Below are 12969 nucleotides of genomic sequence, written 5' to 3'. Positions count from 1 at the left end.
CCGGCATCCGGATGTCCGCTCGAATATCCGGGCGATTCGCCGGATCGTAGGATTCGCACCGGTTGGCGGCGTGTTGGGGGAGATTCTGTGCAGCGCGCGCGGGACGAAAGCCATAGGAAAATCGTTCGCGCCCGCCCTTAGTCTGGGAGCCATGACCGCAACGGGGGCTTACCAGGAAGCCACGGGGTTGACCTCCCGTGGCTGGTGGTGGTGGGAGCGCAGGCGCAGCGCGGTGCTGGATGTCTCGCTCGGGGTGTTCTCCGCGCTGGAGTGTGCGCTGGAGGGTGTGGGTTTCGCGGGGGACTCGGGGTTGCCCGTGCCGGCCGGGGTGTTGCTCGGTCTGGTGGCGGGGGCTTCGTTGGCGCTGCGGCGGCGGTGGCCGATCGCCGTGGTGCTCGTCTCGGTCGCGGTGACGCCGGCCAGCATGGGTTTTCTGCTGAGCGTGGTGGGGCTCTACACGCTGGCCGCGTCGGAGGTGCCGCGCCGGATCACGGCGGCGCTGGCGGGGATGTCGGTGGTGGGGACGTTCATCGTCACGTTCGTGCGGCTGCATCAGAGCGTGGCGCGGGGTGATTACGACCCGGGGTACTGGTACGTGCCGCTGATGTCGGCGGTGATGTCGCTCGGGATCACGGGTCCGCCGCTGTTGTACGGGCTGTATATAGGGGCGCGGCGGCGGTTGATGGAGTCGTTGCGGGAGCGGGCGGATTCGCTGGAGCGGGAGTTGTCGCTGCTCGCGGACCGGGCCGAGGAGCGGGCGGAGTGGGCGCGTACGGAGGAGCGGACGCGTATCGCGCGGGAGATGCACGACGTGGTGGCGCACCGGGTGTCGTTGATGGTGGTGCACGCGGCGGCGTTGCAGGCGGTGGCGCGCAAGGATCCGGAGAAGGCGGTGAAGAACGCGGCGCTGGTCGGTGACATGGGCCGGCAGGCGTTGACGGAGTTGCGGGAGATGCTCGGGGTGTTGCGGGCGGCGGATCAGCAGCCGGTGGCGGTGCGGGTGGATGCGGTGCCGTTGGCCGCGGTGGGTGCGGCGGCGGCCGCGGCCGCGGCGGCCGCGGAGGAGGGGCCATGTCTTGAGGACATCGAGGCGTTGGTGGGGCAGTCCCGGGAGGCCGGGATGGTGGTGGAGCTGATGGTGCAGGGGGAGGCGCGGGGGTACGACGCGCTGGTGGAGCAGACCGCTTACCGGGTGGTACAGGAGGCGTTGACCAACGTCCACAAGCACGCGGCGGGCGCGAAGGTGATGGTGCGTCTTGCTCGGCGGGAGGCCGAGGTGGCGATGCAGGTGGAGAACGGTCCGGCGGACGGTGTCACGGCGGATGCGGGGTTGCCCAGTGGGGGCAATGGTCTGGTGGGGATGCGGGAGCGGGTGAAGGCGCTGGGCGGGGTGTTCGTGTCGGGTACGACGGACGCGGGCGGTTTCCGGGTGTCCGCGGTGCTGCCGGACCGGGCCCCGGTGGCCTCGTAGTTCCGGGGGATTTCCGGGGCTTTCCCGGCGGGCCGGTTCGCTTGCGGGGGTGCGGGGCCGTGCCGTTCGCGGCTCGGCCGCGTGCGTGCGATGGGCCGTGCACGGTCCGCGGGCGGAGGCGGACGGCGCCGGTGGCGGCCAGGGGTCGGTCCTGGGTCAGCCGGAGGTGAGGCGGATGGGCTGGGTTCCGGTGACCAGGGTGTTGAGGGCGTGGTCGATGTCGGGGCCGAGGAACCAGTCGCCGGTGTGGTCGAGGGAGTAGACGCGGCCTTCGGCGTCGATGGCGAGTACGGCCTGCTGGTCGCCTTCTTCGCCGAGCGGCGCGATGTCGGTTTCGAGGGCGCGGCCGAGGTCGGCGAGGGTGCGGGCGAGGTGGAGGCCGGCGAGGGGGTCGAAGCGCAGGGCGGCGGGGGCGTTGCGGCGGCCGGGGCCCGGGGCGGTGAGGCGCAGGCCGCCGAATTCGGCCCAGGCTTCGACGGCGGCGGGGAAGACGGTGTGGCGGTGGCCGGCGGGGGAGGTGTGGGCGCGCAGGACGTCGGCCCAGGCTTCGGCCTGGCGGATGTCCCAGCGTCCGGGCTGCCAGCCGGCGGTGCGCAGGGCGGCGTCGACGGGGACGGGGAAGCGGGTGGTGGAGACGTCCGGCATCGGCCGCGGCCTTTCCGTGAGTTCGGCGGGGTGGGGGTGGGTCAGGGTTCGACGCTGCGGACGCCGAAGTAGTCGAGCAGGGCGGTGCAGGAGCGGCAGGGCGGGGCGTAGCTGCCGTGGAGGGGGTCGCCGTCCTCGCGTATGCGGCGGGCGGTGAGTTTGGCGTGTTTGAGGGCGCGGCGGGCTTCGCCGTGGGTGAGGGGCTTGCGCTGGGCGCGTTTGGAGCGTGCGGTCTCGACGGCGGTCAGGTGTCGGGAGAGCAGGATCGCTTCGGGGCAGCGGCCGGTGAAGCGTTCGCGTTGGCCGCTGGTGAGGGTGTCCAGGTAGTCCTGGACGAGGGTGTGCAGGGCGGGTGGCTGTTCGCCCTTGCCCGCGGTGCAGGTGAGGGTTTCGCCGCGGACGGAGAGGGCGGCGGCGATGGCGGGGAGGATGCCGTCGCGGCGGTGTCTGAGTAAGGGCGCGACGGTGCTGGGGGTGGCGCTCCAGCGCAGACGCGGATCGCCGGGTGTCTCATTTATCGCGCTTGTTGCGGATGTTTCGCCTGGTGCGGTGTGCATGGTGCTGTGTTCCTCCCACTGGCGGCGGCTCCAGCCGCACGTGTCAGCGCCCCCGAGTTGCGGGGACAGCCTGCCAAATGCGGGCGCTGATACGGAAGCTGGGGCGTGATAAGCCGCGCGTCGCGGGCGCAGGGTGATATGCGGGTGACGGTTGGTGACCGAATTGCGGGGCCGGTCGCCGGTATTGCGGCACCGCATAGTCTGGTCCCACCAGCCAGACGCAGAGCACGCAGCAGGGGGCAACCGCCATGACGACAGGTCGGCTCGGGCAGCATGCCGCGCCACCGAACGCGGCCTATGCCGGGCAGGTCGTGCACTTCCCGGATCCGGTCCGGGCCTCCCGGCATCCCAGAGGGGTGCGGGTGGACGAGAGCGGCTTCCCGGATTTCTCGGCGTACGCGCGTGCGGCGGCGGAGATCGCGGAGCCGCCGGAGGGTTTCGGGGTGGACGAGCTCCGTCTGACGGACTACGTGTCGGCGAATGCGGCGCTGTCCGCGGCGGGGCACGAGTTGTGGGACACGGTGGCGCCGGTGGCGACGCCGCACGGCTGGACGTGGCACCACGTGCCCGGCGGCCGCCGTCTGGAGCTGGTGCCGGTCGAGGTGAAGGCGCTGCTGCGGCATTACGGCGGTCTGGCGACGGCGCAGGTCGAGCACGACAAGCGCGGTACGCGGCCGTTGCAGGAGACGCGGCCGGCGCACTTCGGTCTGCCGAAGGGCTCGGTGTCGGTGACGGAGTCCCAACTCCTGGGTGTGGAGGAGGACTTGGGCTATCGCCTGCCGGGTGCCTACCGTTCGTTCCTGAAGGCGGCGGGGGGTTGTGCCCCGGTGGGTGCGGCGCTCGACGCGGAGCTGGGTCTTCTGGTGGACCAGCCGTTCTTCACGGTGCGGGACGAGGCGGCGGTCAACGACCTCGTCTATGTCAACAAGTGTTTGCGGGACCACCTCACCAAGGACTATCTGGGTGTCGCCTTCGTACAGGGCGGCCTGCTCGCGGTGAAGGTGAAGGGTTCGGCGGTCGGTTCGGTGTGGTTCTGCGCGTACGACGACGCGCGGGACCGGGACGGGCTGAGCGTGAACGAGCGGGTGGAGCGGCTGCTGCTGCCCTGTGGTGAGGATTTCGATGCGTTCCTGGCGCGGCTCGCGGGCAATCCGCCGGAGCTGGAGACCGTGGCGAACCTGATGGTGGACGGTGGCTTCGCGCGTGCCGTCGAGACGACCTCGGTAGGGGAGTGAGCCGGCCGATGGTGACTTTCGCTCAGGCGCAGGAGCGTGCCGAAGAGTGGATCAATGGCGATGTGCCCGCGTACCAGCACCGTGAGGTGCGGGTGCGGGAGTTCGAGCTGGGCTTCGTGGTGTGGGCGGAGGACCGGGAGAACGGGCCTTCGGGCGGTGGCGGTGCGCAGCGTCTGGTGATCGCCCGGGACAGTGGTGAGGCGACGCTGTGGCCGGGTCTGCCGGTGGGCGAGGTGATCCGGCGGTACGAGGAGGAGTACGGGGTTCCCGAGGACGCGCCGCCGGCGCCGGAGCCGCCGGCCCGGATCGACCTGAACCAGACGTCGTTCCTGCTGACTCCGCCGGAGTGGCTCCAGGAGGCGGCGGACAAGCTGGGTATCCCGGACCGGCGGGGTGAGAACTCCACGGCGGGTTCGGGTTCGGGTTCCGCCTCGACCGCGGGTTCCGCATCCGGCTCCGGTTCCGGCTCGGGTTCCGCAGGGTCGCAGAGCGCCCCCGCAGCCCCGGCCCCCGCAGCCCCCGCCCCGGCTCCCGTTCCCGAGCCGGCCGCCCCCGCGTGGCCCGCCCCCGCCCCCGCCCCCGCGGCCTCGGCCCAGGGTGCGGGAGCCGGCGCTCCCGCCGGGGCCACGCCGTGGGCCGGGACGGACACCAACGCGGGGGCCGACGACGGCTCGGTGCCGCTTCCCGCGACGGTGTTCGCGCCCCCGCTGTCCGGTGCGGACGGTGAGGACGAGGCGCCGCCGAGGGCGCTGCCGGAGGCGAAGACGGCGTTGATGGCGGGCGGCAGCCAGCTGCCGCCGACCGCGCTCGCGCCCGCGTACGACCCGCAGGCCGGGCCGCCGCAGGGTTCGACCCCGCCGCCGGGTGCTCCGGCCGCGCCGGTCCCGTCGACGGGTCCTGCGGCGCCGGACGGTGCCGGGGACATCGCGGATGCCGCCACCAGCAAGGCGGTTGGGCCGCCCCCGGGTGCGCGCTCCGCGCGTGCGGCGCGCGGTGGGGGTTCGACGACTCCGCCACCGCCCGGTGCGCCCGGTACTCCGGGTGCCCGCCCGGGTGCCCCGGTGCCTGCGGCGGCCCCGGGTGCGACGCCGCCTCCCGGTGCTCCGGCCGGCGGTTACCTGCCGACGCAGCTGGTCTCGCAGCTCGGCCCCGAGGGGCAGCGTCCGGCCGCCCCGCCGACGCCGCCGCCCGCGCAGGGCGGAGCGCATCAGGCCGCGACGGTCTTCGCCGACCCGAACCGGGTGGGCCCGCCGAGCCAGGGCGGCCCGGGTGCGCCGGTGCCGCCGGGTCCGCCCGGTGTCCCCGGTGCGCCGATGCCCCCCGGCCCGCCCGGTGTTCCCGGCGGCCCCGGCGCCCCGATGCCGCCCGGCCCTCCGGGTGCGCCCGGAGGTACGCCCCCGGGCGGGGTGCATCACGCGCCGACGATGTTCGCCGACCCGAACCGGGTGGGCCCGCCGAGCCAGGGCGGCCCGGGTGTTCCGATGCCGCCGGGTCCGCCCGGTGTCCCCGGTGCGCCGATGCCCTCGGGGCAGCCCGGCCCGCCGCCCGCTGCTCCCGGTGGCGGGGTGCACCATGCGGCCACGATGCTGGCGGGGCCCGCGCAGATGGGGCCCGGTGGTCCCGGTGCGCCGATGCCGCCGGGTCCCCCCGGCATGGCACCCGGCGGTCCCGGGCCGCAGGCGCCGCCCGCGTACGGCTATCCGCAGCAGCCCCCTGCGGGGCTGCCGACGGTCGGCCCCGGCTACCAGGCGGTGCTGCGCTACCGCGCGCCCGACGGGTCCGAGCAGCAGCTCATCCGTCGCTCGGCGCCCGGTACCGCGCACCCGGAGTGGCAGATCTTCCACGAGCTGCGGGCGATGAACGTGCCCGCCGACCATGTGCTCGAACTGCACACGGAGCTGGAGTCGTGCGAGCTGCCGGGTGGCTACTGTGCGCGGATGATCCGCGAGCAGTGGCCGCAGGTGCGGATCACGCATGTCGCCCCGTACGGCAAGGACCACGGCTCGCGTCGGCAGGGCGTCCGGCATCTGCTCACCCACCAGGGCGAGTTGGCGCAGGTCGCGGACGGCCCGGCCAGGCCGCAGCCGGTGCGGGCGCCGATTCCGGCGGTGCAGCCGGTGCCGGCGTTGCCGCCGGAGGGCGTGGCGCACGAGCTGGCGGGCGCGTTCGGTCCCCAGGGCGTCTTCCGTTTCGACCAGCGGGCGGTGTCGCGTCAGGGCGTGCCGGAGGCCGTGGCGGTCACGCTGGTGTGGGCGGGTCTTCCGGTGGACTTCGGGCCGTTCTTCTGGGCGCAGGCCGTGCCGGGTCAGCCGGTGCCGACGCTGGCGGAGCTCGCGCAGCAGCGCGGGGTGCAGCCGGCCGCGGACGCGGGTTCGTACCTGGTGATGGGCTCGGACTTCGGGCGGGCGATCTGTGTCCAGTACGGCACCGCGAACATCGTGGCGGTGCCGGTGGAGGCGGGTCCCGGCGGGCAGTCGGTGCCGCCGCAGTTCGTGAACTCGGGGCTGCCCGAGTTCGCCCGCTCGCTGGCGCTGCTCGGCCGGATGTGGCGGCTGCGGTTCGGGCTCAATCCGGAGCAGGCGGGCCGCTGGACGGTCGACTTCCAGGCGCAGCTCGCGGCCCTCGATCCGGCGGCGCTCGCGTCGCCGGAGAGCTGGTGGTCGGTGCTGCTTGAGCAGATGTGGGACGGGCTGCTCTGAGCGGTGGCGTCGCGCCGCCCTGGCCGTGCCGAGGCGCTCACCGTGCGGGTCGCGGTGGGCGCCTTTGGTGTGTGGCACCTGGGTGATTCCGGGTTCTGGCGCCGATTGACGCATCCTTGACCGTGCCGTGTGGGCGGAGTGTCGCGTTATGACCATTTCGCTTCGATCGGCCAGGATGAGCGCCGGGCAGCCAGAACGCGCGTACCGGGCGCCAGTGGGTGCGGGAGAGAGGCTTCAGGGATGAGCGCAGCATCGTTGCCACCGGCGGCGCAGCCGTTCGGGGTCGGCCGGGGCCGCGGCTACCGTACGGACCAGGTCGACCGCACCCTGGCCCGGCTGTCGCAGGAGCGGGACGCGGCGTGGGAGCGGGCGGCCCGGCTCACCGTGCTGGCCAAGCAGATGGGCGCCCAGGCGGCCGTCCTCGCCGAGCAGGTCGGCGCGCTCGCCCCGCAGACGTACGAGGTGCTCGGCGGCGGGGCCGCGTCGCTGTTCGCGCTGACGGTCGAGGAGGCCGAAGCGGTGCGCACCGGCGCCGAGGAGTCGGCGGCCGGTGAGGTACTCGCCGCCGAGGAGGCGGGCCGGGCCTTGCGGGACGCGGCGCGCAAGCGGAGCGAGGCCCTGCTCGCGGCGGCCGAGGCGCAGGTCCAGCAGACGCTGCTCGCGGCCCGCACCGCGGCGGACGAGCTGCGGCTCGCGGCCCGTACCGAGGCCAAGGAGCGCCGCGAGGAGGCGGCCGGCGACCTGGACGGGATGCGCAGGCGCTGCGAGGCGTATCTGGCCGGCCAGGATCAGGAGCGGGCCGATGCGCTCGCCGCCGATGAGCGGGAACGGGCCGGGCGCGAGGCCGCGCTGGAGGCCCGGATCGCCGAGCTGACGGCGACCGTGGAGGCGGGGCTCGACGAGGCGCGGCGCGCGTTCGCCGAGGTCGAGGAGCACGCGCACCGCAGCCAGGAGGACGCGGAGGCGCGGGCCGCCGAGCTGGTGGCGGCGGCGCGGGCGAACGAGGACCGGATCGCGGCGGAGACGGACCGGGTGCTGCGTGAGCACACGGCGGCCCGCGAGGAGGTGCAGGCGCACATGACGCATGTGCGCAACAGCCTGGCCACGCTCACCGGACGCTCCGCGGAGAACGAGGCCTGAAGCTCAACTCCCTTTACTGGAAAGGGAGTTCAGTCCTTTCCGGCTTCGGTGAGGACGGGGAAGCGGCGCGGGGCCAGGAACACCAGGACGAGCAGGGACAGGACGGCCGCGATCGCGGCGCCGATGTAGACGTGGTCGACGGCGCTCGCGACCGCCCGGCGCAGGTAGTCGGCGGCATCCGCGGTGAGGGATGCCGGGTGGTGCAGGGCGCGGGAGACGGAGTCGAGGTCGCCGGGCAGGCCCGGCATCGGGGCGTGGGCCAGGCGGGCCGCGAGGGTGGCGTTGGCGATGGCGCCGAACAGGGCCGCGCCGACCGACTGGCCGACCTGGCGGCAGAACAGGACGGACGCGGTGGTGGTGCCGCGTTCGGCCCAGCCCACCGTCGACTGGACGCCGACGATCAGCGGGAGTTGGAAGAGGCCGAGCGCGCCGCCGAGGAGCAGCATCAGCAGGGCGGGCTGCCAGGCGTGGCCGGGGAAGGGCAGCAGGGGGAAGGCGGCCAGGATCAGGGCGGCGAGCGCGATGCCGGTGATCGCGGAGTTGCGGAAGCCGACGCGGTTGTAGACGCGGCTGGAGAGGGCGGCCGACACCGGCCAGCTGAGCGTCATCACGGACAGGACGAATCCGGCGGCGGTCGGATTGAGGCCGAGGACGGTCTGGGCGTAGGTGGGCAGGAACACGGTGGGGGCGACCATGAGCAGGCCGAGCCCGCCGAGCGCCAGGTTCACGGCGGCGATGGTGCGCCGGCGCCACACCCAGCCGGGGATGACGGGCTCGGCGGCCCGGCGTTCCACGAACACCGTGAGGGCGGCGCAGGCGGCGCTGCCCGCGAGCAGGGCGAGCGAGGGCGCCGACAGCCAGGGCCAGGCGACGCCGCCCTGGACGAGCGCGGTGAGCAGCAGGGCGCCGGTGGCGAAGACGCACAGGGCGCCGGCCCAGTCGATGCGGGGCCGGGTGGCGCGGGCTTCGCGGGCGGGTTCGATGAAGTACCGGGCGACCAGGTAGAGGGCGACGGCGCCGACCGGCACGTTGATGAGGAAGATCCAGCGCCAGTCGGCGTAGGAGGCGAGGAGTCCGCCGAGCGCGGGTCCCGCGACGGCCGAGGTCGCCCACACGGTGGACAGCTTGGCCTGGATCTTGGGGCGTTCCTTCAGCGGGTACAGGTCGGCGGCGATCGTCTGGACGGTGCCCTGGAGGGCGCCGCCGCCGAGGCCCTGGACGATGCGGAACGCGATGAGCGCGGCCATGTTCCAGGCGAACGCGCACAGGACGGAGCCGGCGAGGAAGACGACGACGCCGACGACGAGGACGGGCTTGCGGCCGAAGGTGTCGGAGAGCTTGCCGTAGACGGGCAACGTGACGGTCACGGCGAGCAGATAGCCGCTGAACAGCCAGGAGAAGACGGCGAATCCGCCGAGGTCCCCGACGATCTGGGGGACGGCCGTCGAGACGATGGTGCCGTCGAGGGCGGCCAGGGCCATGCCCATCATGAGGGCCGCGACGACCGGGCCGCGCCCGCGCGGGGCGACGGCCGCGGGCGCCGCGCCGGATATCGCTTCGGTGTGGGGTGTTCCGTCGGAGACGCTCACCGAGATCCCTTCACTGTGCATGCATCTGGGGGCCCCACCTTCTCACTGGGGGCTGGAGCGGCGGCAGGGGTGGAGGGGCCCTGACACGTACTGGTCCTCGGGGTGGAGACCCCTAGGGGGTAGGCCCTACTTGGGGGGAGGGCGGGTTCGTTCCGGCGGAGGACGTGGCGCCGGTGGCCCGTTCCCTACCTTGGTTCCAGGCCGAAGGGGGCGCCGCATTCGCGGGCGACCGGCCGGAATGACACCTAGGAGAATCACCGTGACTACGGCTGTGACCATTCCTCGGCACGAGGGCACTGGAGGGCGTGCGGCGGTCGCGGCACGGGCGCGCCAGGTCGTGAAGGCGTACGGGTCGGGGGAGACGCGGGTGGTCGCCCTCGACCAGGTCGATGTGGACATAGCCCGGGGGCAGTTCACCGCGATCATGGGCCCGTCGGGCTCCGGCAAATCCACGCTCATGCACTGCCTGGCCGGGCTCGACACGGTGACGAGTGGCCAGATCTTCCTGGACGACACCGAGATCACCGGGCTCAAGGACAAGAAGCTCACACAGCTGCGCCGGGACCGGATCGGGTTCATCTTCCAGTCGTTCAACCTGCTGCCGACGCTGAACGCCCTGGAGAACATCACGCTGCCGATGGACATCGCGGGCCGCAGGCCGGACGCGCGGTGGCTGGAGCGCGTGGTGGAGACGGTGGGCCTGGCCGGGCGGCTCAAGCACCGGCCGACCCAGCTCTCCGGCGGACAGCAGCAACGCGTCGCCGTGGCACGGGCGTTGGCGGCCCGGCCGGAGATCATCTTCGGTGACGAGCCGACCGGGAACCTGGACTCGCGGGCGGGCGCCGAGGTGCTGGGCTTCCTGCGCCAGTCCGTGGACGAGCTGGGCCAGACCATCGTGATGGTCACCCACGACCCGGTGGCCGCCTCCTACGCGGACCGGGTGCTCTACCTGGCCGACGGCCGCATCGTGGACGAGATGTTCCGCCCGACCGCCGACGCCGTCCTCGACCGCATGAAGGACTTCGACGCGCGGGGGCGTACGTCATGAGCGTGCTCAGGACCTCGCTGCGCAACTTCCTCGCGCACAAGGGGCGGATGGCGCTCTCGGCCGTCGCGGTCCTGCTGTCGGTGGCGTTCGTGTGCGGCACGCTCGTCTTCACCGACACCATGAACACCACCTTCGACAAGCTGTTCGCGGCGACCTCGGCCGATGTGACCGTCAGCCCCAAGTCGGCCTCCGGGGACGGCGCCCCGTCCCAGACCGGCAAGCCCGAGTCGCTGCCCGCGTCCCTCGTCGACAAGGTCGCGAAGGTGCCCGGCGTGCGCAGGGCCGAGGGTGCCGTCGGCAGCAGCAGCGTCACGGTCGTCAACGCCAAGAACGAGAACATGGGCTCCACCACCGGCGCCCCGACCATCGCCGGCAACTGGACCGACAACGACCTCAAGGCGATGGAGATCACCTCGGGCCGGGCCCCGCGCGGGCCGACCGAGATGATGGTCGACGCCGACACCGCCGGCAAGCACCACCTCAAGCTCGGTGACGAGCTGCGCACCATCGCCGTCACCGGCGACTTCACCGCGAAGATCACCGGCATCGCCACCTTCAAGGTGACCAACCCCGGCGCGGCCGTCGTCTACTTCGACACCGCGACCGCCCAGCGTGAACTCCTGGGCGCCACCGGCCGGTTCACCCAGATCAACGTCACCGCGGCGAGCGGCGTCAGTGACGTACGGCTCAAGCAGGACGTGACGTCCGCCCTCGGTACGGGCTCCTACAGACTGCAGACGGCCAAGGAGGCGGCGGACGCGAACCGCGACAGCGTCGGCTCGTTCCTCGACGTGATGAAGTACGCGATGCTCGGCTTCGCCGGGATCGCCTTCCTCGTGGGCATCTTCCTCATCATCAACACGTTCTCGATGCTGGTCGCCCAGCGCACCCGCGAGATCGGTCTGATGCGTGCCATCGGCTCCAGCCGCAAGCAGGTCAACCGCTCGGTGCTCGTGGAGGCCCTGCTGCTCGGCGTGTTCGGCTCGGTCCTCGGGGTCGGCGCGGGGGTGGGCCTCGCGGTGGGCCTGATGAAGGTGATGAGCTCCATCGGCATGGAGCTGTCGACCGGTGACCTCACCGTCACGTGGACGACGCCCGTCATCGGCCTGGTCCTCGGTGTCGTGGTGACCGTCGTCGCCGCCTACGTACCGGCCCGCCGTGCCGGGAAGATCTCGCCGATGGCCGCCCTGCGCGACGCCGGCACCCCCGCCGACGGCAAGGCCGGTGTGATCCGGGCCGCCATCGGCCTGGTCCTGACCGGAGTCGGCACCGCCGCCCTGTTCGCCAGTGCCAACGCTGCGAAGGCGGCTACCGGTTCGGGCCTGCTCGGCCTCGGTGTCGTGCTCACCCTGATCGGGTTCGTCGTCGTCGGTCCGCTGCTCGCGGGCCTCGTGGTGCGGGTGATCAGCGCGCTGGTGCTGCGGATGTTCGGGCCCGTGGGGCGGATGGCCGAGCGCAACGCGCTGCGCAACCCGCGGCGCACGGGGGCGACGGGCGCCGCCCTGATGATCGGGCTCGCCCTGGTGGCCTGCCTGTCGGTGGTCGGCTCCTCGATGGTCGCCTCGGCCACCAGCGAGCTCGACAAGTCGGTCGGCGCGGACTTCATCGTCTCCTCCGGCACCGGCCAGCCGATCGTGCCGCAGGCCGCCGACGCCATCAGGAAGACCCCGGGCATCGCGCACGTCACCGACTACAGGCCGGTGGACGCCAAGCTGACCGCCCCCGACGGCAAGGCGCAGAACGACCAGGTCACCGCCGCCGAGCCCAGCTACCAGGACGACCTGCGGCGCAAGACCGTCGCCGGTGACCTGGCGGCGGCGTACGGCGAGAACGCGATGTCGGTCGGCGACGCGTACGCCAAGGAACACGGGGTCAAGGTCGGCGACACGATGACCGTCGCCTTCAAGGGCGGCGCCACCGCACGGCTGAAGGTCGCGGCGATCACCTCGGACGACACCAACGTCGACAAGGGCGCGATGTACACCAACATCACGACCGTCGAGCGGTATCTGCCGGCCGACCGGATGCCCAAGAACATGCTGATGTTCGCCAAGGCCGACGACGGGAGGGCCAAGGACGCCTACGCCTCCCTGAAGCAGTCCCTGAAGGCCTATCCGCAGTACAAGGTGCAGGACCAGACGGACTTCAAGAAGGACCTGAAGGACCAGATCGGCCAGCTCCTGAACATCGTGTACGGGCTGCTCGCCCTCGCGATCATCGTGGCGGTGCTCGGTGTGGTGAACACCCTGGCCCTGTCGGTGGTCGAGCGGACCCGGGAGATCGGCCTGCTGCGGGCGATCGGCCTCTCGCGCCGCCAGCTGCGCCGGATGATCCGCCTGGAGTCGGTGGTGATCGCCCTGTTCGGCGCGCTGCTCGGCCTCGGGCTCGGCATGGGCTGGGGCACCACGGCGCAGAAGCTGCTGGCCCTGGAGGGCATGGGCGTCCTGGAGATCCCCTGGCCGACCATCCTCACCGTGTTCGTGGGCTCCGCGTTCGTGGGCCTGTTCGCCGCCCTGATACCCGCCTGGCGGGCAGGCCGGATGAACGTCCTGAACGCGATCGCCGCGGACGGCTAGAGCGGGCGG

The 12969-nt window shown here is 72.9% G+C and carries 9 protein-coding genes; 6 read left to right on the top strand and 3 right to left on the bottom strand.

Annotated features, from left to right (window positions below; all coding sequences use genetic code 11):
• The first annotated feature begins 151 nt into the window (after positions 1-151).
• On the top strand, positions 152-1471 hold the full coding sequence (locus tag IE267_RS14870; protein WP_189763561.1) for a sensor histidine kinase: 1320 nt from the start codon (positions 152-154) through the stop codon (positions 1469-1471).
• A gap of 156 nt (positions 1472-1627) precedes the next feature.
• On the opposite strand, the gene IE267_RS14865 is transcribed toward IE267_RS14870, so the two are convergent.
• Both IE267_RS14865 and IE267_RS14860 read right to left on the bottom strand, forming a co-directional pair.
• Positions 1628-2116: an SUKH-3 domain-containing protein gene (locus IE267_RS14865; protein WP_161249461.1), complete on the bottom strand. Its 489-nt coding sequence runs from the start codon at positions 2114-2116 to the stop codon at positions 1628-1630.
• Positions 2117-2157: 41 nt separating this feature from the next.
• On the bottom strand, positions 2158-2673 hold the full coding sequence (locus IE267_RS14860; protein WP_189763560.1) for a YwqJ-related putative deaminase: 516 nt from the start codon (positions 2671-2673) through the stop codon (positions 2158-2160).
• Between the two features lie 248 nt (positions 2674-2921).
• Between IE267_RS14860 and IE267_RS14855 the strand changes: the two genes are divergently transcribed.
• The 3 genes from IE267_RS14855 to IE267_RS14845 all read left to right on the top strand — a co-directional run bounded on the left by IE267_RS14855 (position 2922) and on the right by IE267_RS14845 (position 7747).
• Positions 2922-3908, top strand: coding sequence for an SMI1/KNR4 family protein (locus tag IE267_RS14855; RefSeq protein WP_161249465.1), 987 nt, complete (start codon positions 2922-2924; stop codon positions 3906-3908).
• A gap of 8 nt (positions 3909-3916) precedes the next feature.
• The gene (locus IE267_RS14850; RefSeq protein WP_189763559.1) at positions 3917-6607 is read left to right on the top strand and encodes an SUKH-4 family immunity protein; all 2691 of its coding nucleotides are present in this window, start codon (positions 3917-3919) and stop codon (positions 6605-6607) included.
• Positions 6608-6847: 240 nt separating this feature from the next.
• Positions 6848-7747 (top strand): cellulose-binding protein, encoded by a 900-nt coding sequence (locus IE267_RS14845; RefSeq protein ID WP_189763558.1) that lies wholly within the window; start codon positions 6848-6850, stop codon positions 7745-7747.
• 29 nt (positions 7748-7776) lie between these two features.
• Here IE267_RS14845 and IE267_RS14840 read toward each other — a convergent pair whose 3' ends face one another.
• The gene (locus IE267_RS14840) at positions 7777-9357 is read right to left on the bottom strand and encodes an MFS transporter (RefSeq protein ID WP_189763557.1); all 1581 of its coding nucleotides are present in this window, start codon (positions 9355-9357) and stop codon (positions 7777-7779) included.
• A gap of 238 nt (positions 9358-9595) precedes the next feature.
• On the opposite strand from IE267_RS14840, the gene IE267_RS14835 reads away from it, so the two are divergent.
• Together IE267_RS14835 and IE267_RS14830 are read left to right on the top strand one after the other, a co-directional pair.
• Positions 9596-10384, top strand: a complete 789-nt coding sequence (locus IE267_RS14835) for an ABC transporter ATP-binding protein (protein WP_189763556.1) — start codon at positions 9596-9598, stop codon at positions 10382-10384.
• Positions 10381-12960 (top strand): ABC transporter permease, encoded by a 2580-nt coding sequence (locus IE267_RS14830; RefSeq protein WP_189763555.1) that lies wholly within the window; start codon positions 10381-10383, stop codon positions 12958-12960. The genes IE267_RS14835 and IE267_RS14830 overlap by 4 nt, the downstream gene beginning before the upstream one ends.
• Positions 12961-12969: the final 9 nt, after the last annotated feature.

The organism is Streptomyces xanthochromogenes, assembly GCF_014650455.1.
GTDB classification, from domain to species: Bacteria; Actinomycetota; Actinomycetes; order Streptomycetales; family Streptomycetaceae; genus Streptomyces; species Streptomyces xanthochromogenes.
The sequence above is the reverse complement of the archived record's forward strand: the minus strand, read 5'-3'. Positions and strand labels throughout refer to the sequence as shown.

What these genes read in the sequence shown, in the direction of transcription:
- IE267_RS14870 (WP_189763561.1), top strand. Translation starts at nt 152, where the DNA reads ATGACCGCAACGGGGGCTTACCAGGAAGCCACGGGGTTGACCTCCCGT.
- IE267_RS14865 (WP_161249461.1), bottom strand. Translation starts at nt 2,116, where the DNA reads ATGCCGGACGTCTCCACCACCCGCTTCCCCGTCCCCGTCGACGCCGCC.
- IE267_RS14860 (WP_189763560.1), bottom strand. Translation starts at nt 2,673, where the DNA reads ATGCACACCGCACCAGGCGAAACATCCGCAACAAGCGCGATAAATGAG.
- IE267_RS14855 (WP_161249465.1), top strand. Translation starts at nt 2,922, where the DNA reads ATGACGACAGGTCGGCTCGGGCAGCATGCCGCGCCACCGAACGCGGCC.
- IE267_RS14850 (WP_189763559.1), top strand. Translation starts at nt 3,917, where the DNA reads ATGGTGACTTTCGCTCAGGCGCAGGAGCGTGCCGAAGAGTGGATCAAT.
- IE267_RS14845 (WP_189763558.1), top strand. Translation starts at nt 6,848, where the DNA reads ATGAGCGCAGCATCGTTGCCACCGGCGGCGCAGCCGTTCGGGGTCGGC.
- IE267_RS14840 (WP_189763557.1), bottom strand. Translation starts at nt 9,357, where the DNA reads ATGCACAGTGAAGGGATCTCGGTGAGCGTCTCCGACGGAACACCCCAC.
- IE267_RS14830 (WP_189763555.1), top strand. Translation starts at nt 10,381, where the DNA reads ATGAGCGTGCTCAGGACCTCGCTGCGCAACTTCCTCGCGCACAAGGGG.